This window comes from Corallococcus sp. AB011P (assembly GCF_003611605.1).
GTDB lineage: Bacteria > Myxococcota > Myxococcia > Myxococcales > Myxococcaceae > Corallococcus > Corallococcus coralloides.
Genome location: NZ_RAVX01000002.1, coordinates 1,085,118 through 1,111,809 on the forward strand (window position 1 = coordinate 1,085,118; position 26,692 = coordinate 1,111,809).

The following is a 26,692-nucleotide window of genomic DNA, read 5'->3' on the forward strand; positions in this document are numbered from 1 at the left end:
GGGCGCTACTGCTGCTTCGGCAGCACGTAGATGGAGGGCGACTGGCCCACCAGCACGCCGCCGTTGTGGTCCTCCACCTCCACGTAGAGGAGGATGGCCTGGTGGGGGTCCTCCGGCGGCGACGGCACCGTCCAGGTGGGCGTGGCGATGCGCGGGTCGCTGAACACGCCGGCCGGCTGCGGCGGCTGCTGCGACCAGCTGTAGAAGATCTCGTCGTTGTCCGCGTCCGTCGCCTCCAGCTGGAGCTGGATGACCGTCCCCTCCTCGAACTTGAGCCCGCCCGGCGTGGACGGCGAGCCCAGCGGGCGCGGTCCAGCGTGGATGACGGGCTGGTGGTTGGGCTCGGAGCACCCTGCGCTCCCCAGACCCAACGCGAGCAAGACGAACACGAACGAGCGAGAACGCGACATGGACTTCCCCCTGCTAGGACAGGCCACACCCTAATTCGGCCCCCGGCGTTCCGTACACCCACCCGCGGGCCCCAACCGTTTCATCAGCAGGCGATGAAACAACCGCGGGCGCCGCGCCAACTGTCGCGAGGCGCGCATCCTGCGTTGTGAAGAGAACCCCTTTCCGCCAACAAATCAGGGGGACGTGCGTCAACGCCGTCCCGGGCGCCGCGCGAACAGCCGCAACTTGTCCGCGCGCGTCAGCCGCTTGATGGCGGCCTCGCGGCGCAGGGCGGTGCTCCGGTCCTGGGCGGGCTCGCTCCACACCAGCGTCACCGGCAGCCGGGCCCGCGTGTACGCGGCGCCCTTTCCCCTGCCGTGCGTGGCCAGGCGGCGCTCCAGGTTGTTGGTGGCACCCGTGTAGAGCGTGCCGTCCCGGCAGCGCAGCATGTACACGGTCCAGGCGGTGGAGGGGGCTTCCGACACGGCGGGCCCCACTCTACCGCCAGGACCGCGCCCCTCAGAAAAGCTTCTGCCCGCCCCCGCGCCTGCCGTGCAGGCGCGCCAGCCGCCGCTTCTGGCTGCGGACCGCGTGCGTCTTGCGAACGCGCGCCATGACGTCCGACACCTGCGCCAGCGGATCCGTCCGCCACCCCGCCAGCACCTGCGCTTCGTGCACCACGCCCACCAGGCTGCCCCCTGCCCCCACCACCCCCACCACCTGCACGTGGTGCCGCTCCATCACCTTCAAGGCCCCCAGCAGTGTGTCTGTGGGAAAAACTGTGCCGATGAAGGACGACAACACTTCCCTGAAACCCCGGCCCTGCCCCATTTCCACGACCTCCCCGCGATGGACTCACATTCCCTGCAACTGTCCTGCCGGTCCTCCAAAGTCCGCGCGCGACACACCGGCATCGGCCGGGCGACGGGCGTAGACTGAAGGGGTGACATCACGACAGGCATCAGCACCCCGGTTGAGCCGGATGGCGGACCTCTTCACCAAGGCGGTGGAGCGGAGCAAGGAGGGGTTGCTGACCCTCTCGTTCAAGCCGGACGAGCTGTACCGGGTGCCCACGGACGACGGAGCGGCCATCGCGCTGGGGCGCTACCACCCTCGCGGAGAGCGCCGGTTCGCGGAGCCCGTCCTGCTGTGCCACGGGCTGGGAGCCAACCGCTTCCACATGGACTTCAACGAGCAGTACAGCCTGGCGCGCTACCTGGCGCGGGCGGGGTTCGAGACCTGGGTCATCGAGCTGCGCGGCCGGGGGCTCGCAGGGGCCTGCGCGGACTGGAATTTTGATGATCAGGCTGAACACGACGTGAGAACGGCTTTGCGCACCGTGATGTCCACCGGTGCCCAGCAAGTGCTGTGGGTGGGCCACTCCAAGGGCGGCCTGATGCTCTACGCCCACCTGGCCAGGAACCCCCAGGCGCCGGTGAAGGCGGCGGTGTCCCTGGGGGCGCCCTTCACCTTCGCGGTGCAGCCGGGCCTGCGGGCGTTCGTCCAGCGGGTGGAGCCCGTGCTCAAGCTCAAGGTCATCCCCACCCGGCGCGTCACCAGCATCGCCTTCTTCGGGGCGCCTCCGGGGCCGCTCACCCGGTACATGATGCTGGCGGACAACATGGATCCGCAGGTGGTGCGCTGGGCGCTGGCCAACGTGCCGGCGGACGTGGCCGGGGGTGTGGGGCGGCAGTTCGCCCGGTGGATCACCACCAGCCAGTTCACGACGTTCGACGGCGGCTTCGACTACCGCGAGCCGCTCGCCGGGGTGAAGATTCCCTTCCTGCTCATCGCCGGCAGCCGGGACCTGCTCGCGCCGCCCCTGGCGGTGGCCCGGGCGAAGGAGCACCTGGGCGGCCCCGTGAAGATGCTGGTCGCCGGGCGCGGCCATGGCTTCGCGGCGGACTATGGCCACGCGGACCTGATTCTGGGCCGCAAGGCGCCGGACGAAATCTTTCCCCAGGTGGAGGCCTTCCTGGCCTCCAACGCCACCCCGCTCTAAGGGGGCAAACCCCTCCTGGAGCGCGGGTTGTCCGGGCCCGCCCGGCGTGCTACCCGGAAAGCCGTCCCATGGGCCCATCCGTTCGCTTCCCATCCCGGCCGTGACGTCCCGCTTGAAAGCCTGGCGGCCCGGCACCACCGTGGAAGGTCCCCTGTCCCCTCCCCCGAGGCCTCCGCGCATGCGTCCCGCTTCCTTCCGCGCCTCCCCGATGCCGTGGTCCGTCGTCCTGAGCCTGGGGCTCGCCCTGGGTGTGCTGGGGCTGACGGGCTGCCGGCCGCAGGCCCAGGAGGGACCGGACCCCTCGGTGGTCGCCACCGTGAACGGCGAGTCGCTCAGCCGAACGGACTTCGAACAGGAGCTGGCGCGGGAGCTGGCCACCACGGAAGGGCCCGAGCCCACGCCCGAGGAGGTGGAGCCCTTCAAGCGGGCGCTCGTGGACACGCTCGTGAAGCGGATGCTGCTGCTCCAAGCCGCGAAGCAGAACAACATCGCCGTGACGCCCGAAGAGGTGGACCGCGGCGTGCTGCGGCTGTCCGGCGACTACCCCGCGGGCAACTTCAACGAGGTGCTCGCCCAGGGGCAGCTTTCCATGGCGGAGCTGCGCGCGCGCGAGGCGAGCCGGCTCACCATCGAGAAGCTCTTCACCCACCACGTCTATTCGCGCGTGGCCGTGACGGAGGAGGAGCTGCGCGCGTACTACGCGGCGCACGAGGCGGACTTCCAGGAGCCGGAGGAGGTCCACGCGGCGCAGATGGTCGTGAAGGGGCTGGACGAGGCGCGCAGGCTCCAGGTGCAGCTCAAGTCGGGCAAGAAGTTCTCCGACCTCGCGCGGCGCTATTCGCTCAGCGCGGACGCCAAGGTGGGGGGCGACCTGGGCTTCTTCCCCCGGGGACAGATGCCGCCGGCCTTCGACGAGGTGGTATTCAAGCTGGGGGTGGGGCAGGTTTCGGACGTGGTGTCCACGGAGTACGGCTACCACCTGTTCAAGGTGCTGGAGCGCAGGTCGGCGAGGAAGCGGGAGCTGGTGGAGGTGCGGGGGAAGGTGGAGGGGCGCCTGCTGGAGGCCAAGCGGGCGGCGGCGCAGGAGGCCTTCGAGAAGGAGCTTCGCGACAAGGCCCAGGTGGTGGTGAACGAGGCCACGCTGCAGACCATCCGCGGGCGGCCGGCGCCGCAGGCGGCGAAGTGAAGGACTTTTCCGGGGGCCAGGCGGTTGGGCTCGCCGGTGTCATGGTGTTCAAGAGGGTCGTTGCGATGAAGAACCTGGTGGCGTTCCTGGCGGCGGTGATGCTCCTGGCAGGGGGCACGTCCGCCCGCGCGGAGCTGGTGGACAAGGTGGCGGCGGTGGTGAACCGCGACATCATCCCGCTGTCGGAGGTGCAGCAGCGCGCCGCGCCGGAGCTCCAGCGCGTGAACTCCGAAATCGACCCGCACAAGCGCGCCGAGGCCCGCGCGCAGCTGATGAAGACCGCGCTGGACACGCTCATCGGCGAGAAGCTGATGGAGTCGGAGGTCCAGCAGCTGGGCATCACCACCACCGAGGCGGAGGTGGATGAGCTGGTGCAGGACGTGCTCAAGCAGAACAACGTCGGCGACATGAGCCAGTTCGAGCAGCTGCTCAAGAACGAGGGCTTCTCGCTCGCCAGCTACAAGGACATGCTCCGAAAGCGCGTGGTGCGAGACAAGCTCTTGCGCCTGAAGGTGGGCCCCAAGGTGAAGGTCACCGAGGAGGACCTGAAGGCCGCGTACACGCAGTACACGCGCATGGAGAGCGAGGACGTGGAGGTGCACGCCCGCCACATCCTGGTGCAGGTGGACGCCAAGGCCACGCCGGAGCAGGTGGCCGCCGCGAAGCAGAAGGCGGAGGGCATCGCACAGGAAGCCCGCCGGCCGGGCATGGACTTCTCCGCCCTGGCGCGCGCCCGCAGCGAGGGCCCCAGCGCGGCGGACGGCGGCGACCTGGGCTACTTCAAGCGCGGCGTGATGGTGCCCGCCTTCGAAAAGGCCGCCTTCAACCTCAAGGAGGGTGAAGTCAGCGAGCCCATCCGCACCAACTTCGGCTGGCACATCCTGAAGGTGGAGGAGCGCCGCAACATCGCCGTGGCCTCCTTCGAGGAGATGAAGCCCAAGCTGGAGTCCAAGCTCCTCAACGACAAGACGGAGAAGTTCCTGGACCAGTACGTCCAGGAGCTGCGCTCGAAGGCCAACGTCGAAGTGAAGATGTGAGCCCGCGCCCGGTGACCACGGAGGACACGCGCCCCCGCGTGGGCATCTCGCTGGGGGACGTGTCGGGCATCGGGCCGGAGGTGACGGCCATGGCGCTGGCGAAGCCCGCGGTGCGCCGCGCGCTGGTGCCGGTGGTGTTCGGGGACGGGCCCACACTGGACGGCTTTCCCCTCTTCCGCCGCTTCCCACGCGTGGCCCCTACGGACCTGGGCCGCACGGAGGGGCCGGCAGTGGTGGAAGTGACGTACCTTCCGGCGAAGCACCGCGTGCCGGGCAAGCCCACGCGCGAAGGCGGCAAGGCGCAGTACGCGTACGTGCGGGCCGCCATCGACGCGATGCGCGCCGGGACAGTGGACGCGCTGTGCACCGCGCCCGTGTCGAAAGAGGAGATTTCGCGCGCGGGCATCCCGTTCATGGGCCACACGGAGGTGCTGGCGGACGCGTTCGGCGTGGACGTGTTGATGATGATGGACGGGCCGCGCGTGCGCATCGCGCTGGCGACGAACCACGTCCCCATCTCCGCGCTGCCGAAGCTGCTGACGGTGGAGAAGCTGGTGGCGCAGCTCCAATTGCTTTCGCGCAGCCTGCAGCCGGTGGTGGGCCGCAAGCCGCGCATCGCCGTGCTGGGGCTCAACCCCCACGCGGGCGAGGGCGGGATGCTGGGGCGCGAGGAGGTGGAGGTGATTGGTCCCGCCATCCGCCTCGCTCGGGCGAAGCGGGTGGATGCGCATGGGCCCATCCCCGCGGATGGCCTGTTCGCGCGGCCCGACGAGGTGGGCGCGAAGTACGACGTGGTGCTGGCCATGTACCACGACCAGGGGCTCATCCCGGCCAAGGCGCTGGACTTCGAGCGCACGGTGAACGTGACGCTGGGCCTGCCGGTGCCTCGCACGTCGCCGGACCACGGCACCGCCTATGCGATTGCCGGCACGGGGACCGCGAGCTGCGTGCCCATGATGGAGGCCCTGCTCAAGGCGGCCCGGCTTTCGTCGGGAGCCGGGCGGACAGGTGCTTCGCGAGGTCCTCGCCGTCCTCCTTCGGGTCGATGAGCTTCGCGTGCGTACCCCGCGCCGTGGCGTCAGGGACGACGAGCACGGTGACCTTCCCCGTGGGGCAGTGACCCAGGCAGGACGCGGGGATGAGCTGCGTCTTGCCCGCCAGGCCGTGGGCCTTGAGGGCTTCACGCACCCGGCGCGGAAGGTCCACCCCGCCCGCGTCCACCGGCAGCCGCATCAGGCAACGGTGACACAGGTGCAACTCGATGGGGTCTGGGTCCTCCCGCGCGGCCATGCGCCAATCTAACGCTGGAACCGCTTGTCGAGCTTGTTGAGCTGGCTCTCCATGCCCATGGACGCCCGCTTCGTCCACTCCTCGCTGTGCATGGCGTCGGACGTGACGACCATCCGCACGGTGCCGCCCTTCGCCTCGAACTCCACCACCGTGGAGACGGTGTACGGCGTGACGCCGGGGATGAAGTCCACCGCGTGCCGGTACGCGAGCCGCTTCTTCGGCGTCAGCTCCGTGTACGTGAGGCTGCTCGGGCTGGAGAGGGGCATGCCCATCTTCTTCATGCCCTCGATGACCTGCGGCGCGGTGGCGATCATGTCGTAGCGCAGCAGGCCGCCCGGGCTCGCGGTGAGCTCGTGCACCTTCACGGAGAAGCCCTCCGGACCCCACCAGGACTCGAAGCCGTCCTTCGTGGTCCACAGCTCCCAGACCTCGTCGAGCGTCGCCGGATAGCTGCGGTCGAAGGTGACGGTGCTGCGCTTCGCGGTTTCGGTCGTCATGGGGGTTCCTCCTCGGATTTGGGGGCGTCCGTGCGTGCCTTGCGTCTTCGCTCGAGCGCCTGGCCGAACCGGTCGAGGCGGGCCTCCCAGAGGCTCCGATACCCGGTGACCCAGGCATCGAGCTCCTGAAAGGGCTCCGGGCGAAGCGAGTACAGCCGCTTCGTGCCCTCGGGGCGGACCTGGACGAAGCCCGCCTCCTGGAGGATCCCCAGGTGACGGGAGACACCCGACTGCTGGATGTCCACCCGCGCCACCAGGTCGTTCACCGCCAGTTCGCCGCCCTTCAGCGCCTCGACGATGCGGCGGCGCGTGGGGTCGGCCAGGGTCTGGAAGACGTCAACATTCATGGACGTGTATATACATATCCGTGAATGCTTTGACTGTCCAAGGCCCTTCGCGTGGGCCTGGCGGGTGAGCGGGCGGGCTAGAAGACGAAGGGGTAGTGCACGGGGGCGTTCATGGCGACGCGGTGCACGGGGAACTTCCAGCCGCGCACCTGATCCTCGATGCAGCCGGCGAGCGGGGAGCCCTTCAGGGCTTCGGTCTCCATGGCCACGCCGGAGACGGTGCCGGCGGTGTCCACGGACCAGCGCAGCTGGAAGCGGCCGCCGTTCTCCAGCGCGGTGCCGGCCTTGAGGTTCTGGACGCAGGTGGCGATGGCGGGCTGGTTCGTGACGACCACGTTGGTGATGTCCGAGGCCGCGAGTTGCTCGCGCTCGGAGGTCGGGGCCGGCGGGATGTAGACGGTCTTCTCCTGGGCCTGCTTCGCGGCGGAGGACTCCGGGGCCCCCTCTTCGTCGGTGAAGCCGAGCTCGCGGGCGAAGTCCTCGTCGATTTCGGATTCAGGCTGCGCGGCTTCCTCGGCCTCGGCTTCGGCGGCGGCCTGACGGGCCCGGGCCAGTTCCTCCTCGGAGATTTCGCTGCCGAAGGACATCTCACGGACCTCGCTGGTGTCCTCGGGCGCTTCGAGCGTGGCCGCGCGCTGGGCCACGGGGGCCTTCTTCTGCGTCACCGGCGCGGGCTGCGTGGACGGCGTGGGGTCCGGAGCCAGCGTGTGCAGGCCGGTGGTCAGGCCCGCGCTCGCGGGGCCCGCGAGGACGGGCGTGTTCGGCGTGAGGGCCTGCGCGGCGCGCTGCGCGTCCGTCAGGGCGGGTGTGTTCACGCCGCCAGCGATGGACTGCGAGAAGTCCGGCGTGGCCGGCAGACTGCCCGTGAGGCCCTGTGCGCCCGCGGCGCCAACGTGCGTGGCCGCGGTGCCCGACTGAGTCGTCGCGGAGCCCTGCGTGCCCGGAGCGCCGACCCGCGCGACCATGGTGCCCGGAGCGCCCACGGTGCCGGCCAGGGGCTGCGCTTGCTGCGCGGGCTGCGCCTCATCCTTCGACGTGAGCCGCAGGCCCGCGACGACGAGGAGACCCGCGGCGAGCGCGCCCATCGCCACGGCGCTGACGAAGGACATGGGGCTCATGCCGAGGATGCGCGTGGACGCATCGGCGATGGCGGGCGGCGGAGGCTCGGGCGCGACCGGGGCGTACGGCATCCACGGCTGCGGTGCGTAGGCTTCGGCCGGAGAGCCGGGCGTGGCCCAGGCGGGCGACGGCGGCGCGGCGTCCCACGACGTCACGGCGCCACAGGAGTTCTCCTGCGAGGTGCTGGACGGGGACTCGTCCGCGCGCAGCCACTCCGGGATGACGAAGTTCGCGGCCTCGGCGGACAGCGTGAGCTGGGGCTCCACGTTGTCGTTGGAAGGCGGCGGCAGCGACTGGAGCCAGGTCTCCTCCGTGGAGGCCAGGTCGAGCAGCGTGCGCAGGGGGCCGGTCGCGAAGGACTCCGGCACGATGTCCTCTTCTTCGAAAGTCTCGGAGGAGAGCGCGCGATCCAGGCACGCATCCAGCTCTGCTTCGAAGGTCTCGGGGTCGCGGGAGAAGTCCGAACCACCCACCTGCGCCCGCGAAGACACATCACCCGTCAGTAGCTCGCTCACGCCACCCTCCCCGCCGCCCATGCCGCGCCAGACCGCCCGACCACTGACTCACTGCCAGGGGGCCGATGTTAGGAACGACCCCCGTTCGCGCTACCGCGAGCGTCCAGCCGTGAACGCTCCAGCGGTCATTTGCCCCCGCGCGAGCCCCGAAACGTACGGCCCCGCACTCCACACTGTACGCCGGTGTGCCGACAGGGTTCGGCTTTCCACTGCCAACCCGCCATGTCAGGAGGGGGAGGTAGACACTCGGGGCCTACCCGCCCTGCATGAGCACGAGGCCCTCCGCCACCCATACGGTCGAGTTCCTCCAGACCGCCGTGAAGCAGTTCGCCGCGGTGGATCCGGTCCATCAGCGCCGCATCGCGAAGCGGATCGACGCGCTGGCCACGGAGCCCCGGCCCATGGGCGCGCCTCGGTGATGCTGACTTCCATCATGGCCGTTCCTCGGGAAACGTACGTTCTGTACGCATCAAACGGAACGTCCCGACACGGCGTGCCACCTCAGTACCGAGGGGCGCCCGCCTTGGGCGTCAGGTTGCTGGGCGGGGCCTGGACTCCGTTCACGCGCAGGCCCGCGTGCATGAAGGAGGGCGCGCCCTGGAGGAAGGCCGCCGGGAAGTTGAGCGTGGGCTGGGATTCGTCATCCAGCGCCTTCACCTGTTCCGGCGTGAGCTTCACGTCCAGCGCGCCCAGGTTGTTGTCCAGTTGCTCCAGCGTGCGCGCACCCAGGATGGTGGACGCCACGCCCGGCCGGCCCTGCACCCAGGCCAGCGACACTCGCGCCACCGAGGTGTTCTGCTCCTTCGCCACGCGATGGAGCACGTCGATGAGCTTGTAGGTCTTCTCGTTGAGCGACGCCTCCGCCCACGCACCCCGGTCCGCCTTCTGCTTGCCCGCGTTCTCCCGCGTGTACTTGCCGCTCAGCACCCCGCTGCGCAGCGGCGACCACGGCGTCACGCCCAGCCCCAGCTCCCGCGCCATGGGGATGAGCTCGCCCTCCACCGTGCGCTCCAGCAGCGAGTACTCGATCTGCAACGCCACCAGCGGCGCCCAGCCCCGGAACAAGGCCATCACCTGCGCCTGCGCCACCTTCCACGCGGGCGTGTCGGAGAAGCCCACGTAGCGGACCTTGCCGGAGCGCACCAGGTCGTCCAGCGCCCGCATCGTCTCCTCGATGGGCGTGTTCGCGTCCCAGGCGTGCATCCAGTACAGGTCGATGTAGTCCGTCTGCAGCCGGCGCAGCGACTCATCACACGCCGCCATCACCGACTTGCGGCCCGCGCCGCCGCCGTTTGGATCCCTCTCGAAGAGGTTGCCGAAGAACTTCGTGGCGATGACCACCCGGTCGCGCTTCGCGGGGTGCTTCCCGATGTGGTCCCCGATGATCTTCTCCGCGTGCCCGAACGTGTACACGTTCGCCGTGTCGATGAAGTTCCCGCCCCGCTCGATGAAGCGGTCCAGGATGGCGTTGGACGTCTCCACGCTGCTGCCCCAGCCCAGGTCCTCGCCGAACGTCATGGCGCCCAGGCAGAAGGGACTGACGCGCAGGCCGGAGCGGCCCAGGGTGACGTAGTGGTCGAGCGACATGGGCGGCTCCCTCGCGAATGGCAAAGTGCGGAGCCAATCCCAGACGCCTCCACAGCGCCAACCGCCCTTGCCCTCGGACGTCCAACGCCAGACAGGCTCCCGCGCCCATCCGATCAACGCCGGACATCCGCGCGCCTCAGAGCTCCCTGCGCTCCTCCAGCGCGCAGCCATACACCGGCGTGCCGCCTCCCTCGCCGTCCTCACTCAGCACGCGCTCCAGCGCCTCGCGTCCCGCGCTGTCGCCCACGTGCCCTCGCGCCACCGTGATGCCTCCGCTGAAGCGCAGGCGCCCGTCCGCGCCGTAGAGCACCACGTGCCCGGAGGTCGTCGCGCCGAAGCGCTTCGCCTCCAGGCCGTCCGGGTCACGCAGCACCGTGACGCCCGGGATGCTCGCGGCCGTGCGCCACAGGTCTCCCTGTTCCCAGCCGTCCTCCAGTCCCTCCGGACGCAGGAACAGGACGAAGGCGTCCGCGCGCCTGTCCACGTGCGCCATCACCTCCGCCAGCTCCGCCAGGCTCGCTCGCGTGCAGGTGCACTTCGGATGCGCGAGCATCACCAGCACCGGACGTCCGGTCCCACGCGTCAGCCGCGCTCCCTCCGGCCACGTCGCCGCCGTCACGGGCGCGACTCCCGGCGTCATCGAGTACCGGGCCAGCGCCACGACACCCGCGCCGATTCCGCCCAACCACAGCGCTCCCGCGAGCATCAGCCAGCCCCGGGTAGAAGGCCCCTTCATTCCGAACGACTCCTGGGAGGTGTCCGTCCCCCGTGACGCTACCGTCACCCGCCCCGGCGGCGTCGCGCCCTCCAGGGCCGGGTCAGTGTCCGGTGCCCGTGTTCCCCGACAGGCCGACGTGCGACAGGATGGCGCTCCTGCGCACCACGGTCAGCCTGCAATGACTAGCGGTGGTACGCGTGCTGGCGGTCCGCGTGGTGTTGCAGCTGGCGCCGCGCGGCCTCGAAGGCGTCGGTGACGGCCTGGTAGGCATCCGCGTGGGCCGCGAGCTCCGCTGGCTCCCGGTCCGCGATGATGTCCCTGCCGGGCACGTGCAGCTCCACTCGGACGTGGAAGTGGTGCCCCTGGGCATGGTGGCGGTGCGGCTCCTCCACCACCACGTTGCAGCCGGTGATGCCGTCGTAGAACTGCTCCAGCTTGTCCGCCTGGTCGCGGATGTGCTCGTTGAGGGTGTCGCTCGTCTCCATGCCCCGGTAGGTGATTCGCAGTGCGCGCTTCATCGTCCGCCTCGGGTAGGGCTCCGTGCTCTGGAGCCGGTGTGGATTCAAGGCATTGCATGAGCCCGGCCAACGTCCCGGGCCCACGAAACACCTATAACGGCCCCCATTTGACGGGGCATGACGGGACACGCGCCCCGCTGCATGGTGCACGTTGACTCATGGCAGCTTGCGCAAGCGAGGCAGCAGCTCCGCTACTGGCCGCCCCAGCTCCTCCGCGTCCAGGTACACCTGCACGGCGTGTCCTACGCCTTCCACGGGGGCGTCGAAGTAGTTGCGCTTGGTGGGCACCACCCACGCGAACCCCGTGCGCGGCAGGACGAAGCTCGGCGCGTTGCCGTAGGTGAGGAAACCTCCGGTCCGCTCGCCCACCAGCGGCGCTCCCGTGGCGCGGTGCAGGGCGTAGGCTCCGCTCTCTCCCGACGAAGCGGAGTCCCGGTCCACCAGCACCACGATGCGCCCGGTAAAGGGCGTCTTCGCATGGCCTTCCGCGCGGCCGCTGTCGAACACGGGGCGCGAGGGCTCCGGCTTCACGGGCCACTTCGGCCGGATGGCTTCACGTTCGGCCTTCGCTTCCGGCGTGTCCAGCCGTCCATCCATGGCCTGCCGCTGGACGCGTGAGTTCCATTCGAAGCACGGGAAGAAGGCGCCGTGCATCCACACTTCGCCGGAAGAGAACCACGGCCCGCGCACCATCGTGTCCAGCCATTCGTACACGTAGCCGTCGTTGCCACCGCTGTTGCCCCGGAGGTCGAACACGAGCAGCTTGTGCTTGCGGTGCTTCGGCGCGTCCGCGACGAACTGGCGCAGCCCGGCCTCCGCTTCCGGCGGTCCGGAGAAGCGGCGGATCGTGATGATGCCCACGTCGCCCTTCGGCTCGTACGTGTAGATGTCCTTCGGCGCGAACTCACGGGCCGGGCGCGGGGGGCGGACCTTGAGCGGCAGCGACGTGTCGCCACAGCGGAGCGTCCGCGCATCGCCTCCGCCTCGCGCGGACACGGTGAGCCGCTGTGCACGGGAGCCATCCGGCTTCAGCACCGGCGCCACCCGCAGCGTGTCCGCCTGCGCGCCCTCCACGGTGTTCGCGTCACAGGATGTGAGTTGAAGTCCCGGAGGTGCGTCGGCCTGGTACTCACGGAAGGCGAGCCGTGGCTCCTCGCGCAGCATGCTCAGGAGGCCGGACGGACCGAAGTGGTTGTCCGTCAGTGCCTCGCGGACGGCGATGGTCGGCGTGAGCACGCCGTCCTGGAAGGACACGGTAGGCCCGGACGCGGCCACCTTCGTGCTCCAGTCCTGGAAGAAGGCATCCGGATCGAACGTGCGGTGCGCGAGCAGCTCCGGCCAGCCGGAGTACGTGGTGCGCAGGACCTGGTGCAGGAAGCGCACGTCCTCCGCCAGCGCCGCGCTGTCCACGCGTGTGTCGGACGTGGGCTTCGGGCGGCGGAAGGCCTCGTGCAGCACGGGGCTCTCCGGGTCGTAGCAATACGCGGCGCCGGTGGTCCGCGAGTCCAGGTAGGGGGAGGGGGCCGCCGTCAGCAGGCCTCCCACGAGGAGGAAGAGATGCATGCCTGGATTACGACGCGGTCCCTCGAGCCATTGCCAGAAACAAGGCTCAGCGACTCACGGTGAAGCGGCCTCGCATCAACTTGGTGACGGGATGGGGGCGCGGCCGGGCTCGACGACCTGCGGCCCACGACCGGGGAACTGCACGCCCTCGTCGGAGTCCTTCTTCTGATTCTCCAGGATTCGCGCCTGCGCACGGGCGCGGTGCAGCCCTTCGCCCACCCATTCGTAGGCCCGGTGCAGGAAGAAGGACGCCGCACTGAGCGCGAAGACGGAGGCCACGAAGCGCGTCTCGCGCGGGCGCACCGTCGAGGCCACCATGAAGCCCGAGGCCACCCACGGCGTCAGGCAGAAGGGGCAGTCCAGCAGCTCGCCCAATGCCCGCCGGGGGCCTTCACCGCGCGCGGTCTCCACCACCTCGCCCGCGGTGCTGTCGGATTCGTAGCGCGTGAACGGTGCTCGGAGCACACCGAAGACCCGGTCCAGGGCCACCAGCCGCGTCACCGCGTGCGTCGCGACTCCGAACAACGCCAGGTCCCTCCACCCCAGGCGCTCCGGCAGCCGCCGCCCTGACGCGTTCATCCAGCCCAGGAAGCCGACCAGCGACGTGCTGAACGTCCCGATGAGCGCCGCGTACGAGCCCAGCGGGTGGTGCTCCGAGTCGTAGCCAGCGAACGGTCCCGTCTCCTGAAGCGCTTTCATGGGGTGCACAGCCTCCGTGCCGCCAAAGCTGTGCACTCCCCCTGGCCTCAAGCATCCGGGCAGCCAGGCGCGCGGGCACTCGCTCCAGCGCGGCCCTACTCCGCCACCGCCATGTCCAGGACCGCGGCCCCGCGCACGCGGCCCTCACGCAGGGCCTGGAGCGCCTCGTTCGCGGCGGACAGGGGAAACACCTGGACCTCCGTGCGCACCGGCACTCGCGGCGCCAGCGCCAGGAAGTCCATCGCGTCCTGACGCGTGAGGTTCGCCACCGAGCGCACCACGCGCTCCTCCCACAACACCGAATAGGGGAACGACGGGATGTCACTCATGTGGATGCCGCCGCACACCACCACGCCTCCCTTGTCCACGGCCTTCAGCGCGGCGGGCACCAGCGCGCCCACGGGAGCGAAGAGGATGGCCGCGTCCAGCGGCTCCGGCGCCAGCGTGTCCGAACCTCCCGCCCACACCGCGCCCAACTCCCGCGCGAACGCCTGGCCCTTCGCGTCGCCCTCGCGCGTGAAGGCATGCACGCGGCGCCCCTGGTACCGGGCCACCTGGATGAGGATGTGCGCGGCGGCGCCAAAGCCATACAGCCCCAGCCGGGGCCCCTCCCCCGCCATGCGCAGGCTGCGGAAGCCGATGAGCCCCGCGCACATCAGCGGCGCGGCCTCCACGTCGCGGTACGACAGCGGCAGCGGGAAGCAGAAGCGCGCATCCGCGACGGTGTACTGCGCGAAGCCCCCGTCGATGTCGTAGCCGGTGAAGCGCGCCGTGTCGCAGAGGTTCTCCCGGCCGGAGCGGCAGAAGCGGCACTGCCCGCAGCTCCACCCCAGCCACGGCACGCCCACGCGCAGCCCGGGGGCGAAGCCTTCCACCCGCGCGCCCGCCGCCACCACCGTCGCCACGATTTCGTGGCCCGGCACCAGCGGCAGCTTCGGGCGCGTCAGCTCTCCATCCACCACGTGCAGGTCCGTGCGGCACACCGCGCAGGCGTGCACCTTCAACAACACCTGCTCCGGCCCGGGCTCCGGGATGGGCCGCTCCTCCTGCCTCAGGCGCTGTCCGGGTGCGTGGAGCACCATCGCCCGCATGGTCCCTGCCATGGCCCGCCTGCCTCCCCACCCGCGCACTCCACGGGTGTCGAAGACAAGCTAGTCAGTGCCAGATGACCCGGCCGCTGCCGTTGACACGGAGCTGGGTCGACAGCGCGTGGCCATACAGGTCCACGTTCCCGGACGAGTCGAGCACGATGACCGCCCCGCCCCCGTCCACGTACGCGGCGACGGTGCCGGAGCCCTTCGACGTGATGTTCACGTCCACGGCCCGGAGGCCCGGGGCCCCGAGACCACCGCTGCCGTCCAGCCAGGCGTCGAGCCGGTTGGTGACGCCCGTGAGCGTCGTGAAGCCGGAGCCATCCAGCCGGGCGCGCACCTGCTTCGCGGCCCCCTCGAACTTCAGGTCGCCGGAGCCGGACTGTGACAGGTCCACCCACTCGGCCAGGCCTTCACCGGCCGCGCACAACTCCATGTTCCCGGAGCCGCTGAGCTTCGCCTCCAGCGTGCGCACCCCGCCGCAGAAGCGCAGGGAGCCGGAGCCCTTCGCCAGCAGCTTCACGTCCTCCTTCACCCGCTCGAATCCTTCCACGCGCAGGGAGCCGGAGCCGTCCTGCGTCGCGCCCACCATGCGCGGCACACGGACCTCCACGCGCGCCAGGCCCCGGGGCGCGAACGAGCCGTCCGTCTCGATGACCAGCGTGTTGCCGGGCGACACGAAGGTGCGCACGCGGTGCTGGAGGTTCTCATCCAGCGTGACCTTCACGTCCGGCACCTCGCCCTCGCGCACCACCACCTCCATCGAGCCCCGGTTCTCCACGGTGGAGAAGCCGGTCGCCACGCGCGACTCCGTGACGGTGTTGCCGTCGCCCTGAATCTCGTCGGTGAAGTAGCAGCTGGACAGCATCCCCGCCGCGAGCGCGGCCCATCCCAAGCGCTTCCACATGTTCCCCTCCCGGACTTCGAATCGAATGCCGCGTCAGATCTGCACGCCCAGCAGAACGCCCGGCCACACGCGCACGGTGGTGCGTCCCCCGTCGGAGACGCTGCGCCACTCGGGCCCGATGCCCAGCTCCTCCCAACGGTCCCCGTTGTCCCAGGTCACGAGTGTGTTGCCGGTGACGCCGCCGATGAGCGCGAACCGCTTCGCCACCTGCCAGCCCGCCACCAGCCGCAACTGTCCCAGCACGTTCAGGCCGTCGCCATCGCGAAAGAGGTTGTCCGTGTGGACGCCGCTGCCAATGACATCCAGGTCGAAGAACAATGGCCCCGCGGGGATGTGCGCGCCAAAGCCCATGCCTCCCACGTAGCGGCGGCGGTGCGTGTCCGTGCCCGGGTTGAAGCCCAGCGTCAGCAGCGTGTGGAAGTGCCGGCCGCCGAACTTCACCGCGACGTTGGTGTACGCGAGGTCGCTGGCCCACAGCTGCAGGTTCGCCTGGCCGTTGCCGATGAAGCTGAGCAGGCCCAGCGCCTCGCCCTGGGACTCGCGCGCCACGTTGATCAACCCCAACTGGAGGCCGTCCACCTTGCCCGCGACGTTGATCAGCCCCACCTGCGCGCCGGACACGTCCCCGCCCACGTTGAGGAGCGACAGCTGCGCGCCTTCCATCCGGCCCGCGTAATTGAAGCCCGAGGAGGCCTGGAGGCCCGACATCGTCGAGGCGAGGTTCGCGCCCGCCGAGAACTGCGCGCCCCTGAACTGCGCGGTCGCGATGTTCGCGCCCACCGTGAACTGGGCCCCCACGCCGCCCGAACCCGCGATGTTGGCGCCCACGGAGAACTGGCCACCGGCCAGCTCGCCGCCGGCCACGTTGCCGCCCACGGAGAACTGACCGGCCACCGCCGCGCCCTTCACGACGTTGAGGCCCACCGCGGCCTGGAGACCCTCCAGCTCGCCCGTGACGATGTTGCCGCCCACGGCGAACTGCGCGCCGGACGCGGTGCCGCGCACCACGTTGGCCCCCAGCGCGAGCTGCGCGCCGGACAGCGACTCACCCACCCAGTTCGCGCCCAGGGACATGGCCACACCATCCACCCGCTTCGCATGCGTCCCGAGCGCACCGAGCGCGAACGTGGTCACCAGCCGCTCCGTGGCCGTGCCCGCCGTGCTCACGTGCGGCAGGGCCATCAGCACCACTGGGACGTGGATCTCCTCCGTGTCCGAGCGCTGCTGCGCCACGGTGACACCCGCGGGCCGCGCGGGCTCACCGCCCGTCGCGGCCTCCACGAGAGGCGCGGGGGACAGCGCCGAGACCGGGACCGCGACGGCCATGGGCTCCGGTGCCTCCTGCACGGGAGCGGAGTGTGACTCCGGAGCGACGGCCCATTCCGTCCGCTCCTCGGCCCCGGCCGCTCCCGCCGCCACCGCGACCATCACCCCGACACACACCGCGACCTTGCGCTTCATCGCCTGGACCTTCCTCAAAAAGGATTCGAGCAGGGCGTCGTCGCCCCTCGCGGCGAAGGGAACACCGCGACCCTCCAGAACTGTCACCTGCCCGTCTTCACCCCTCACGAAGCCCGGTGTCCGGCGCTCCCGGCCGCTACGCTTCCCCCATGCGCCCGTCCCGTCCTCCCCACCCGTCCCGCCGCGAGGTCCTGGTGGCGGGCATCGGCGCCGCGCTCGCGCCGTCCCTGTCCGCCCTCGCACAGACTCCGGCCCCCGGTCCCCGCATGCTCACCCGCCCCATCCCCAGCTCCGGCGAAGCCCTGCCCGTCATCGGCATGGGCACCTGGCAGACCTTCGACGTTGGCGGCGCCGCGAACGAACGCGCGCCCCTGGCCCAGGTCCTCCAGAAGTTCTTCGCGTCGGGAGCGCGCCTCATCGACTCGTCCCCCATGTACGGCCGCTCCGAGGCCGTCGTGGGCGACCTGCTGAAGCAGTCCGGCCAGGAGAAGACCCCGTTCCTCGCCACCAAGGTCTGGACACGCGGCAAGGCGGAAGGGGCGGCGCAGCTCCAAGCGTCCCTCCAGAAGATGGGCCACGGCCGCATGGACTTGATGCAGGTGCACAACCTGCTGGACGTGGACGTGCACCTGCCCGTGCTGCGGGAGATGAAGGCCGCGAAGAAGATCCGCTACGTGGGCGTCACCCACTACCTGCGCAGCGCCTTCGACGACCTGGAGAAGCACATCCAGGGCAGCAAGCTGGACTTCGTGCAGCTGCCCTACTCACTCGCGATGCGCGACGCCGAAGCGCGCCTGCTGCCCGCGGCGAAGGAGCACGGCGTGGCTGTGCTCGTCATGGAGCCCTTCGACAAGGGCAACCTCTTCCGCAAGATGAAGGGCCGGCCCCTGCCGGACTGGGCCGCGGAGTTCGACTGCTCCAGCTGGGCCCAGTTCTTCCTCAAGTTCATCCTGGGCCACCCCGCCGTGAACTGCCCCATCCCCGCCACGTCCGACCCCGCCCACCTGGAGGACAACGTGAAGGCGGGCTTCGGACGGCTCCCCGACGAGAAGCTGCGCGCGCGGATGGTGAAGCTCTTCGAATCCTGAGCGGCGCGGACTACAGGTCAGGTGACGGCGAGTAGCGCAGCTCTCCGCCCGGCTCCAGCACCAGCCCGGTGCCGGGCTCGCCGGCCTCGTCGTCGCGCCCCACCTCCAGCACGCCCTCCTCCGCGTCCCACTGGCCCAGGTAGTACTCGCCACCGGCCACCATGCACGCGCGCCCTTCGGACACCAACGTCTCCACCACTTCCTTCTTGTCGCTGGTGAGCCGGTAGAGCGTCCACGTCTTGCCGTCCTCGCGGAAGCCCTTCACCAGGTCCGCCAGCTCTTCGTCGCGAGGCGCGCCGCCCGCCTTCTCCTCGCGCGTCCACTGGCGCGGCTCCTTCGCGGGCTGCGTCTTCTGCCACGCCCGCGCCAGCTCCAGCAGCTTCTGCTGGGCCGCGTCCTGGAGCGCGTGCATCGCGTCCGGCAGCTCAATCTCCTCCAGCGCCAGCAGGGCCGTCTCCAGTTGCAGCGCCTTCAGGCTCCACTCGTTCCACGCGGTCTTCAGCATCCGTGTCGCTCCCGGCCGGCACGCCTCGTTCCGAAGGACGAAACAAGCGAGAGGGCCCGGCACGCCCCCTATCACACGCCCGGCTGCCGGGGTGCCGACCCGGCGGTACGGACGATGTTCGCTGCCAGGCCGCTGCCTACCTTCAACCCCCAAGGGAGGCGAGCACATGACGACGACGACGAAGAGTCCGCAGGACGTGGTGGAGCACCTGGGCAAGCTCATCCACGGCATCAAGGTCGCGATGATGACGACCGTGGACACCGACGGCAGCCTGCGCAGCCGGCCGATGTGGACCTACGACAAGGACTTCGACGGGGAGCTGTGGTTCTTCACCAACGACCACACGCACAAGGTGGACGAGGTGCAGAAGGACCACCACGTCAGCCTCGCCTACTCCGACCCCACGCGGGACCGGTACGTGTCCGTCAGCGGTCGCTGCTCGCTGATCCACGACAAGGCCAAGGCGAAGGAGCTGTGGAACCCCGCCCTCAAGGCCTGGTTCCCCCAAGGGCTGGATGATCCGAACCTGGCCCTCCTGCGCGTCTCCGTCGAGAAGGCCGAGTACTGGGACACACCCAACAGCAAGATGGTCCAGCTGGTCGGGTTCGTGAAAGCCGTCCTCACCGGCGACAAGTACCACCCGGGCGACAACCAGAAGCTCGACCGGGGCGCCCCCCGCCGCAACTGACGGGAACCCGAACGGGGCCGCCGGAAGGCCGGCGGTTCCCACGCTCTTAAAACCTGACACGTGTGTCATGGGGTGTGTGAAAGCAGGACAGCCTCAGACTCGTACCACCCCGGCCCACCCGGCAGGCGCACCCGAGTGAGCCCGCCGTGGTGGGTGAGACTTTTGTCCCTTGGTTGCTGTTTCTCTGACAGCGCCGTTCGTCCTGGCTTGTAACGCGGCCCCGGCCCGAGTCATGCAGCCGGCCGACGCCGTGGTACGAGCCGGACACCGTCCACACATCACGTTGAAGTGACAGACGGTTTAGAGTATCAACCATCCGCTTTCGAGATTTTCCACCTTCCGTCCGGCATCCTTGCCGGCGCCGGATGGAACGGACTCGGAGACGCTCATTGGGCGGAGCGATTTCCCGCCATTCGAAGGAATCAGGACGATGGAGAATAAGAAGAAGGTCGCGAAACCCGAGGGCAAGCTGGCGGTGCTCATCCCGGGCCTGGGCGCGGTTTCCACCACGCTGATGGCGGGTGTGGAGCTGGCGCGGCAGGGCAAGGGCGCCCCCATTGGCTCGCTCACGCAGATGGGCACGGCCCGCCTGGGCAAGCGCACCGACGGCCGCACCGTGAAGCTCAACGAGCTGGTGCCGCTGGCCACGCTGGAAGACGTCGTCTTCGGCGCGTGGGACATCATCAGTGAGGACGCCTACCAGGTGGCCGTGCGCTCGGGCGTGCTGACGGACAAGCACCTGGAGCAGGTGAAGCCCTTCCTCCAGGGCATCAAGCCGAAGCCGGGCGTGCATGATCCGGAGTTCGTGCGCCGCATCGCGGCAAACCACATCAAGGCCACGAAGACGCACCGCGAGAGCATCGAGGCCATCCGCCAGGACATCCGGGACTTCAAGAAGGAGCTCAACGCCAAGCGCGCCGTGATGGTGGTGTGCAGCAGCGTGGAGACCTTCCGCCCGCTGCCGGAGGCCTTCCAGACGCTGGCCAACTTCGAGAAGGCGCTGGACGCCAACAGCACGGACATCAACCCCACGGCGCTCTACACCTACGCGGCCATCAAGGAGGGCGTGCCGTTCGCCAACGGGACGCCGAACGCCGCCGTGGACACGCCGGCGCTGCAGGAGATGGCCAAGCTGGAGGGCGTGCCCGTCGCGGGCCGTGACCTCAAGAGCGGCCAGACGATGATGAAGACGGTCATCGCGCCCGCGCTCAAGGCGCGCATGCTGGGCCTGGAGGGGTGGTTCTCCACCAACATCCTGGGCAACCGTGACGGCGAGGTGCTGGATGATCCCCAGGCCTTCAAGGCCAAGGAAGTGACCAAGTCGAGCGTGCTCGACACCATCCTGCAGCCGGACCTGTACCCGGAGCTGTACAACAAGTACTCGCACAAGGTGTCGATCCACTACTACCCGCCCCGCGGCGACGCGAAGGAGGGTTGGGACAACATCGACATCACCGGGTGGCTGGGCTACCCGATGCAGATCAAGGTCAACTTCCTCTGCCGCGACTCCATCCTGGCGGCGCCGCTGGTCCTGGACATCGCGCTGTTCATGGACCTGGCGAAGCGGCTGGAGTGGCGGGGCATCCAGGAGTGGATGTCCTTCTACTTCAAGAGCCCCATGGCCCACCCGGGCCTGCCGGTGGAGCACGACCTGTTCATCCAGCTGACCAAGCTGAAGAACACGCTGCGCGTCGTCGCGGGCGAAGAGCCCATCACCCACCTGGGGCTGGACTACTACGGGGATGACCTCCCGCTCGCCCGATAAGAACGCCTCCGCGTTCAAGTGGCTCGTCACCGTCATGGCGACGGGCCACTTCGCGTTGGTGGTCTCCACCGGAAGAGTCCGGTGGGAGCACGTCGCGGCGGACCTGCTGCTGGTGGTGCTGGCCTGGGCCGGCGCCGGCCCGCGGCGGTTCCTCCGCGGCGCGTTCCCGCTGTGGCTCACCGGCATGATCCTGGACAGCCAGCCGCTGTGGCTGTGGCTGCGCGGCACCATCCACACCGGCGACCTGTGGAACCTGGAGAAGGTGCTGTTCCCCGCCCCGGGCGGCACGCACTGGCCCGAGTGGTGGTCGCGTCACCCCAACACACCGTTGGACCTGCTGTGCGGCTGGGCCTACGCGGCCTACCTCTACGAGGTCTTCCTCGTGGCGCTGTGGTTCTTCTTCAAGAAGGACGCGAGATTCGAACAGCTATGCTGGGCCTTCTTCGTGGTGAACGCCATCGGCGTGGTCACCTACGTGATCTACCCCGCGGCTCCCCCCTGGTACGTGCTGAAGTACGGGCCGGGACTCGCGGACCTGTCGGCGCCGCCCAGCCCCGCGGGCACCGCGCGCTTCGATGCCTTCTTCGGCATCCACTACTTCGCGAACTTCTACGCCAAGAACCCCAACGTCTTCGGGGCCATGCCGTCGCTGCACGCGGCCTATCCGCTGATGATGGTGCTCGTCCTCTGGCACAAGGGCCTCGCGTGGCGGGTGGGCACCATCTTGTTCGCGCTGCTCGTCGCTTTTTCCGCCGTGTATCTCACGCACCACTACGTCCTCGACGTGCTCGCGGGAAGCATCGCGGCGGTCGTGGCCTTCGTGGTCGTGAGGGCTGTCTTCGCAAGACGGGCCGTGGAAGCGCCAGGGATGGCGCCCATGACCCTGCCGTCTGGAGGGAACACCCGTGCATGACAACATGCTGGCCTTGCTGAGTGGCGACCTGTCCCCCTCGGCGCGCATCTGGACCGCGCTGGCGCCCGCGCTGTTCGCGGTCGCGTACTTCCTCGTGGGACTGGTGCTCTTCTGTATCCGCTGTGCCATCAAGGGCATCCCCCGGGACGCGGAGACGCTGACGCGCGGCAAGTCGGTGCTGGTGGGCTTCTTCCTGCGCCACTACTTCTTCTGGGTCATCCAGCCGCTGTGGCGGGTGCTGCTGCGCTCGGGCCTTCCGGCCAACGCGCTGTCCATGCTGTCGGGCCTCCTGGGCGTGTCGTCCGGCGTGGCGGTGGCGGCGGGCCGCTTCGCGCTGGGTGGCTGGCTGTTCCTCCTGGCGGGCGTGCTGGACGTGATGGACGGCCGCGTGGCGCGCACCCGCAAGGAGGCCAACCCCGCGGGCGCGGCGCTGGACTCCGTGCTGGACCGGTACGTGGACTCCGCCATCCTGATGGGCCTGGCCTGGTACTACCGGGACACCTGGGTGCTGCTGCCCGCGCTGGGGGCGCTGATGGGCTCCTCGCTGGTGCCGTACGTGCGCGCCAAGGGTGAAGGCCTGGGCGTGAGCGTGCGCGACGGCGCGATGCAGCGGCTGGAGCGGGTGCTGTTCCTCGGCGTGGGCACGGCGCTGTCGCCCATCCTGGAGGCGCTGTTCTGGCCGACGGAGAAGCACCCCATGCACTGGCTGGCGGTGGCGGGCCTGGTGTTCGTGGCCGTGCTGAGCAACGTCACGGCGCTGGCGCGCTTCCGCACGCTGGTGCGGGCCCTGACGCCCAAGAAGCCGGTGAAGCAGCGCTCGGGCGTGGCGCTGTTCGGCTTCAACGCGGCGGCGGGCGCCATCGCCACGGCGGTGGACTTCGCCGCGGTGCTGGGCATGGTGGAGTGGGGGGGCCTCTCCCCGGTGTGGGCCACGGTGGCCGGCTGCGTGCTGGGCGGCGTGGTGAACTACTCCCTCAACCGGGTCATCACCTTCCGCAGCCAGGGGGCGGTGGCGCCGCAGCTGGCGCGCTACACGCTGGTGAGCGCGACCAGCGCCCTGCTCAACGCGGGCGGCGTGGCGCTGCTCACGCTGCACCCGCAGCTGGCGTACACGCTGGGCTGGTGGTTGGTGCGCGGCGTCGTGTACTTCGCGTGGAACCTGCCGCTGCAGCGTGACTACGTCTTCAACGACACCTCGGACGAGCTCCTGGAGCAGCGGCCCCATGCGGCGTGACACGCTCGCCCGCGGCTTGAGGGCCCTGTGGGTGGGGGCCCTGCTTTCGCTTCCTGGGGTGGCGGCTGCGGGTGGCGTGCTGGGGTTGTCCTACGACTCCAGCGACCGGTACGGAGAGAGCTTCTCCTTCGTGGCGGACACGGAAGACGGCACCTACGTGACGGTGAACCTGACGGTGACGAACATCGGCCCGGGGTCGCGCACGGGCATCTGCCGCGCCACGGTCTTGCGGCCGGGCAAGGCGGTCTGGTCGCCGCAGACGCGCGTGGGCGCGAAGGAGTGGAGCTACGCGCCCACCACGGACACGTTGAAGCTGGGCACGTGCCTCGCCCGGGCTTCGGACACGGGCCTGACGGTGGACGCGCCGTTGGACAACGGCCGGGTGACGCTGGAGTACGCGCGCAAGCCCGAGCCGTGGTCGACGGACGGCTCCGTGGTGGAGGAAGGCAAGGACCGCTACCGCCACGAGGTGCTGGTGGCCGGCAGCCCCGTGAAGGTGACGCTCCAGATGCCCAAGACGGAGGCGGTGACGCTGTCGGGCGGCGGGTACGCGGACCACTCGCGCAGCACGGTGGCGCCGGCGAAGTTGGCGAAGCGCTGGGTGCGCTTCCGCGCGATCAAGGGCCCGCCGTACGCGGTGGTGCTGGGGCGCGAGGGCCATGGGGGCGACTACGCGCCCGTGTACGTCTGGGAGGACAAGGGGGCCGCGAAGCTCCTGGAGTCCTTCACGCTCACGCAGACGGGAGCGAAGGAGAAGAGCACGTGGCGGGCGGAGCTCACCGACCGTGACGGCAAGCCGGCCGTGACGCTCAAGGGCACGTCGCTGCTCCAGCGCAGCGCGCCGGTGGAGTCTCTGGGCGTGCTGAGCGGGCTGGTGCGGCCGGTGGTGGGCTCGCCGGTGACGTACCTGCTGCGGGGCGTGATGGAGCGTCCGGGCAAGGCGCCGGTGGACGGGTTGATGGAAGTGACGTTGGAAGGCGAGTAGCGGAGCAGGGGTTTTCAGCGTGAGCGAGTCGTTGCTGCGGTCGGTGCATCACGTCCCCGGGGTCCGGGGGTTCGTTCGCAAGCAGGTGCTGCGGGTGGTGGCGCGCGGGGTGGAGTGGACCACCAAGCTGCCCGGCAAGCGCGCCCTCAACGTGTCCCAGGTGAACCCGTGGCTGCACGTGGGCGGCAGCGTGTCCCGCGCGCGCTACGGCGAGCTGAAGGACCGGGGCATCACCTGCGTCATCGACCTGCGCGCGGAGCGCTGTGACGACCGCGAGGCGCTGGCGGCGCTGGGCATCGAATTGCTCAGCCTGCCGGTGACGGACCGCTACCCGCCGTCCGTGGAGCAGCTGTCGCAAGGGGTGCGCTGGGCGCTGCCCCGGCTGGACGCGGGCGGCGTGCTGTACGCGCACTGCGAGCACGGCGTGGGGCGCGGGCCGCTGATGGGGCTGGCGGTGATGGTGGCGCGCGGCTGGGACGCGCCGGAGGCGTACCGGGCGGTGCGCCACGCGCGCTGGCAGGCGACGCTCAACGACCGGCAACTGCGCGGACTGGCGGACTTCGTGGCTGCTTGGACGGGCGTGCCGGAGAAGGCCGCTTAGGATCCGCGCCGGATGCGGGCGTGGGGTTGGGCGTCCGGGCTCAAGGCTGGGGGCGCCACCACAGGCCCTTCAGTCCCGCCTGATCACACGCCTGCCGCGCCTCCTCGGTGTAGCAGTAGTAGGCCAGCTCGGGGACGAAGAACACGGGCGGGAAGCCTCCGGGTGGCGGGCGGAGCACGAGTGGCTCGGCGTCATCCTCGCCCAGAAGCTCTTCGTCGCACTGGTGGAAGGGCACGCCCTTCACGAGGGTGCGCTCCCGGTCGAGGCAGTCTGTCTGCTCCAGCACCTGGAGGATGACGAAGTCCTCGTTCTTCAGCGCAGGGTCCGTCACCGAATGCCAGGTCCGCCTCCGGGGGTACCCTTTGCTCACGAGGTGCTTGATGCGTTCTGAGTAGATGATGGTGGGGATGAGGCGGTGGCGGAACGGGCCTACTGCTTCGAGCACGCGCACCATGCGCCGGGAGAGCAGCAACCAACCCATGGGCGCGGTGAACAGGTGGTCGAGCCCGGCGATCCTCTCCAGATTGCCGACGAACTCCATGACCTCGGGCGCGCCCTGTTGGCGCTGGTAGTCAATGCCGGGATCGAAGAACGTCACGGACTCGAAGCCGTCGAACTCGATGAGCTTGACGTCGTAGATATCCGCATCCTCCTCGATGTGGGAGACATCCGTCGCCAATGCATACATCATGTGATGTGTGACTCCCCGTGGGGAGACAGCTCCAACAGTGCCAGCTTCTTCCCCGTGAGCACCCTACCGCCGCGCTGCTCCTGAATCACCTTGATGACCGGCTCCTTCAGGCTCCCGGATTGAATGGCCTGGCGCAGCTCGTTCTCGACCTTGAGGATGGCCTCCTCGATGGCCTGCGGCGTCCAACTGGAGGGGGAGCCCTTTCTGGACAGCTCCTTCAAGGCAAATTCAAGCCGGGCACGCACGAACCTGCTGTAGAGGGGATGGCTGCCCGAGTGGATGAGCTGGCCCTCCACGTTGATCCCCGAATGCATGTCGAGGATGTTCGACCCCCGGTCAATCGTATAGCCCTTGATCCGCTCCAGGGCCATGCGGATCAGTGGGTGGCTCTGGGCGATCTCGTCGGGGATGAGGTGGTGCATGGGATGACCGGCGGAGAGCCGGACCTCCGCCGCCGCCCGCGCCGCCGGGCCCTGGGTCTTCTCCACCCAGTCCAGGTAGTTCTTCCGGTAGCGGGTGAAGACACTCAGGCGGGACGTGCCCTTGCCGGCCTTGAGCACCACCAATCCCTCTTCGGTCACCGTGAGCGCCCCATACTCGTCGCCCAGGGCCTTCCCGTCCGGACGGCGCAGCCGATACGGCTGGGAGTCCGAACTCAACTTCTCCAGGCGGTAGCCAGCGGCCTGGAGCTCCCGCTTGAACGCGTTGAACTCCGGCGTCCCCTCCGCCGGGATGCGGCGTCCGACGAAGTCCTTGAGCTTGTCCCAGTTGGGGAGCTTCTCCAGCAGCCTCTCCAACTCGGCGTCACCAAGCGTGCGCTCGGTCAGGGTGGGCTCGGAGTCCGGTCTGGACGCCCCGCCTTCCTCGACCGCCTTCGATAACAACGGTGCGCCGGAGCCCCAGGGATTGAAGGGCAGTGGGACAGACGGAGCGGCGGTGATGGAGCCCGGCTGGAACACGGGGACACCCGCGTAGGCACCTCCCGGCCCCGCCGCCGCCATCATGTAGATGCGGGGCGGGGTGATTCTCACGGACGTCATCAGCTTGAGCCCACGTCCCGTGTTGGTCTTCACGCCCATCAGCGCCAGCGCCGCCATCGCGATGCTCACCAGCATCCGGAGGAAGGACTTGCTGGCCTCCTTCAGCTTCTCAGCGGAGCCATTGGCCGCCCAGGCCTGGGTGAGCCACAGCTGCGCGTGCTTCAGGGCCTCCCCTCCGGCCTCGATGAGGCCATGGGCTCCGAACGCCGCCAGGCCCAACTGGATGAGCGCCGCCGCGAGCTGTCCTACGCCGGT

General features: G+C 69.6%; 30 protein-coding genes. 12 read left to right on the plus strand and 18 right to left on the minus strand.

From position 1 onward, the window contains the following. Positions 1-5: 5 nt before the first annotated feature. The 3 genes from D7X30_RS09680 to D7X30_RS09690 all read right to left on the minus strand — a co-directional run bounded on the left by D7X30_RS09680 (position 6) and on the right by D7X30_RS09690 (position 1,221). On the minus strand, positions 6-410 hold the full coding sequence (locus D7X30_RS09680; RefSeq protein WP_120562530.1) for a hypothetical protein: 405 nt from the start codon (positions 408-410) through the stop codon (positions 6-8). Positions 411-599: 189 nt separating this feature from the next. Continuing rightward, complete coding sequence (locus tag D7X30_RS09685; RefSeq protein ID WP_120562635.1) at positions 600-839, minus strand: GIY-YIG nuclease family protein; 240 nt, start codon at positions 837-839, stop codon at positions 600-602. A 70-nt stretch (positions 840-909) separates the two neighbouring features. Next, the gene (locus D7X30_RS09690; protein WP_120562531.1) at positions 910-1,221 is read right to left on the minus strand and encodes a CBS domain-containing protein; all 312 of its coding nucleotides are present in this window, start codon (positions 1,219-1,221) and stop codon (positions 910-912) included. Between the two features lie 151 nt (positions 1,222-1,372). On the opposite strand from D7X30_RS09690, the gene D7X30_RS09695 reads away from it, so the two are divergent. From D7X30_RS09695 to pdxA, 4 genes are all read left to right on the plus strand, one after another. Further along, on the plus strand, positions 1,373-2,392 hold the full coding sequence (locus D7X30_RS09695) for an alpha/beta fold hydrolase (protein ID WP_120562532.1): 1,020 nt from the start codon (positions 1,373-1,375) through the stop codon (positions 2,390-2,392). Between the two features lie 178 nt (positions 2,393-2,570). Continuing rightward, positions 2,571-3,578: a peptidyl-prolyl cis-trans isomerase gene (locus D7X30_RS09700; protein ID WP_120562533.1), complete on the plus strand. Its 1,008-nt coding sequence runs from the start codon at positions 2,571-2,573 to the stop codon at positions 3,576-3,578. Positions 3,579-3,643: 65 nt separating this feature from the next. Further along, positions 3,644-4,615, plus strand: a complete 972-nt coding sequence (locus D7X30_RS09705; protein WP_120562534.1) for a peptidylprolyl isomerase — start codon at positions 3,644-3,646, stop codon at positions 4,613-4,615. Between the two features lie 89 nt (positions 4,616-4,704). Next, on the plus strand, positions 4,705-5,664 hold the full coding sequence (gene pdxA / locus D7X30_RS09710; RefSeq protein ID WP_233591492.1) for a 4-hydroxythreonine-4-phosphate dehydrogenase PdxA: 960 nt from the start codon (positions 4,705-4,707) through the stop codon (positions 5,662-5,664). Here pdxA and D7X30_RS09715 read toward each other — a convergent pair. From D7X30_RS09715 to D7X30_RS09730, 4 genes are all read right to left on the minus strand, one after another. Continuing rightward, positions 5,585-5,905, minus strand: a complete 321-nt coding sequence (locus D7X30_RS09715; protein ID WP_120562535.1) for a hypothetical protein — start codon at positions 5,903-5,905, stop codon at positions 5,585-5,587. The genes pdxA and D7X30_RS09715 overlap by 80 nt on opposite strands. Before the next feature lie 8 nt (positions 5,906-5,913). Further along, complete coding sequence (locus D7X30_RS09720; protein ID WP_120562536.1) at positions 5,914-6,402, minus strand: SRPBCC domain-containing protein; 489 nt, start codon at positions 6,400-6,402, stop codon at positions 5,914-5,916. Beyond that, complete coding sequence (locus tag D7X30_RS09725) at positions 6,399-6,749, minus strand: helix-turn-helix transcriptional regulator (RefSeq protein ID WP_120562537.1); 351 nt, start codon at positions 6,747-6,749, stop codon at positions 6,399-6,401. The genes D7X30_RS09720 and D7X30_RS09725 overlap by 4 nt, the downstream gene beginning before the upstream one ends. Positions 6,750-6,826: 77 nt before the next feature. Continuing rightward, positions 6,827-8,383 carry an AgmX/PglI C-terminal domain-containing protein gene (locus D7X30_RS09730; protein WP_147443148.1) on the minus strand — a complete coding sequence of 519 codons (1,557 nt, stop codon included), beginning with the start codon at positions 8,381-8,383 and terminating at the stop codon, positions 6,827-6,829. Positions 8,384-8,649: 266 nt separating this feature from the next. Here D7X30_RS09730 and D7X30_RS09735 point away from each other — a divergent pair, with 266 nt between their 5' ends. Beyond that, positions 8,650-8,802 carry a type II toxin-antitoxin system RelE/ParE family toxin gene (locus D7X30_RS09735; RefSeq protein WP_199724219.1) on the plus strand — a complete coding sequence of 51 codons (153 nt, stop codon included), beginning with the start codon at positions 8,650-8,652 and terminating at the stop codon, positions 8,800-8,802. 82 nt (positions 8,803-8,884) lie between these two features. Here the strand turns inward: D7X30_RS09735 and D7X30_RS09740 are convergent, their stop codons facing one another. The 8 genes from D7X30_RS09740 to D7X30_RS09775 all read right to left on the minus strand — a co-directional run bounded on the left by D7X30_RS09740 (position 8,885) and on the right by D7X30_RS09775 (position 16,927). Next, a complete protein-coding gene (locus D7X30_RS09740; RefSeq protein WP_120562539.1) occupies positions 8,885-9,970 on the minus strand; it encodes an aldo/keto reductase in 1,086 nt (361 codons plus the stop codon). 136 nt (positions 9,971-10,106) lie between these two features. Beyond that, positions 10,107-10,706, minus strand: coding sequence for a RedB protein (locus tag D7X30_RS09745; protein WP_120562540.1), 600 nt, complete (start codon positions 10,704-10,706; stop codon positions 10,107-10,109). 164 nt (positions 10,707-10,870) lie between these two features. Then, entirely contained in the window at positions 10,871-11,206 is a 336-nt protein-coding gene (locus tag D7X30_RS09750; protein ID WP_014393282.1) for an HPF/RaiA family ribosome-associated protein, read from the minus strand. Between the two features lie 156 nt (positions 11,207-11,362). Next, positions 11,363-12,769 (minus strand): S41 family peptidase, encoded by a 1,407-nt coding sequence (locus D7X30_RS09755; RefSeq protein WP_120562541.1) that lies wholly within the window; start codon positions 12,767-12,769, stop codon positions 11,363-11,365. A 75-nt stretch (positions 12,770-12,844) separates the two neighbouring features. Next, positions 12,845-13,468 carry a DUF1360 domain-containing protein gene (locus tag D7X30_RS09760; protein WP_120562637.1) on the minus strand — a complete coding sequence of 208 codons (624 nt, stop codon included), beginning with the start codon at positions 13,466-13,468 and terminating at the stop codon, positions 12,845-12,847. A 95-nt stretch (positions 13,469-13,563) separates the two neighbouring features. Then, on the minus strand, positions 13,564-14,571 hold the full coding sequence (locus D7X30_RS09765; RefSeq protein WP_120562542.1) for a zinc-dependent alcohol dehydrogenase family protein: 1,008 nt from the start codon (positions 14,569-14,571) through the stop codon (positions 13,564-13,566). A gap of 52 nt (positions 14,572-14,623) precedes the next feature. Then, positions 14,624-15,466, minus strand: a complete 843-nt coding sequence (locus D7X30_RS09770) for a GIN domain-containing protein (RefSeq protein WP_120562543.1) — start codon at positions 15,464-15,466, stop codon at positions 14,624-14,626. 33 nt (positions 15,467-15,499) lie between these two features. After that, a complete protein-coding gene (locus D7X30_RS09775) occupies positions 15,500-16,927 on the minus strand; it encodes a hypothetical protein (protein WP_120562544.1) in 1,428 nt (475 codons plus the stop codon). 149 nt (positions 16,928-17,076) lie between these two features. Here D7X30_RS09775 and D7X30_RS09780 point away from each other — a divergent pair, with 149 nt between their 5' ends. Further along, complete coding sequence (locus D7X30_RS09780; protein WP_120562638.1) at positions 17,077-18,015, plus strand: aldo/keto reductase; 939 nt, start codon at positions 17,077-17,079, stop codon at positions 18,013-18,015. 10 nt (positions 18,016-18,025) lie between these two features. On the opposite strand, the gene D7X30_RS09785 is transcribed toward D7X30_RS09780, so the two are convergent. Further along, on the minus strand, positions 18,026-18,520 hold the full coding sequence (locus tag D7X30_RS09785) for a hypothetical protein (RefSeq protein WP_120562545.1): 495 nt from the start codon (positions 18,518-18,520) through the stop codon (positions 18,026-18,028). 166 nt (positions 18,521-18,686) lie between these two features. Between D7X30_RS09785 and D7X30_RS09790 the strand changes: the two genes are divergently transcribed. From D7X30_RS09790 to D7X30_RS09815, 6 genes are all read left to right on the plus strand, one after another. Continuing rightward, positions 18,687-19,208 (plus strand): pyridoxamine 5'-phosphate oxidase family protein, encoded by a 522-nt coding sequence (locus D7X30_RS09790; RefSeq protein ID WP_120562546.1) that lies wholly within the window; start codon positions 18,687-18,689, stop codon positions 19,206-19,208. A 430-nt stretch (positions 19,209-19,638) separates the two neighbouring features. Continuing rightward, positions 19,639-20,973 carry an inositol-3-phosphate synthase gene (locus D7X30_RS09795; protein ID WP_120562547.1) on the plus strand — a complete coding sequence of 445 codons (1,335 nt, stop codon included), beginning with the start codon at positions 19,639-19,641 and terminating at the stop codon, positions 20,971-20,973. Continuing rightward, the gene (locus tag D7X30_RS09800) at positions 20,951-21,886 is read left to right on the plus strand and encodes a phosphatase PAP2 family protein (protein ID WP_120562548.1); all 936 of its coding nucleotides are present in this window, start codon (positions 20,951-20,953) and stop codon (positions 21,884-21,886) included. The genes D7X30_RS09795 and D7X30_RS09800 overlap by 23 nt, the downstream gene beginning before the upstream one ends. A gap of 4 nt (positions 21,887-21,890) precedes the next feature. Then, complete coding sequence (locus D7X30_RS09805; protein WP_370039589.1) at positions 21,891-23,120, plus strand: GtrA family protein; 1,230 nt, start codon at positions 21,891-21,893, stop codon at positions 23,118-23,120. Further along, on the plus strand, positions 23,110-24,105 hold the full coding sequence (locus D7X30_RS09810; protein WP_120562550.1) for a hypothetical protein: 996 nt from the start codon (positions 23,110-23,112) through the stop codon (positions 24,103-24,105). Before D7X30_RS09805 ends, D7X30_RS09810 begins: the two co-directional genes overlap by 11 nt. Positions 24,106-24,124: 19 nt before the next feature. Further along, positions 24,125-24,706, plus strand: a complete 582-nt coding sequence (locus tag D7X30_RS09815; protein WP_014393269.1) for a dual specificity protein phosphatase family protein — start codon at positions 24,125-24,127, stop codon at positions 24,704-24,706. A 40-nt stretch (positions 24,707-24,746) separates the two neighbouring features. On the opposite strand, the gene D7X30_RS42270 is transcribed toward D7X30_RS09815, so the two are convergent. Both D7X30_RS42270 and D7X30_RS09825 read right to left on the minus strand, forming a co-directional pair. Then, on the minus strand, positions 24,747-25,397 hold the full coding sequence (locus D7X30_RS42270; protein WP_199724220.1) for a hypothetical protein: 651 nt from the start codon (positions 25,395-25,397) through the stop codon (positions 24,747-24,749). Beyond that, on the minus strand, positions 25,394-26,692 hold a 1,299-nt coding region (locus D7X30_RS09825), incomplete at its 5' end, for an AHH domain-containing protein (RefSeq protein ID WP_147443149.1). The genes D7X30_RS42270 and D7X30_RS09825, both read right to left, overlap by 4 nt.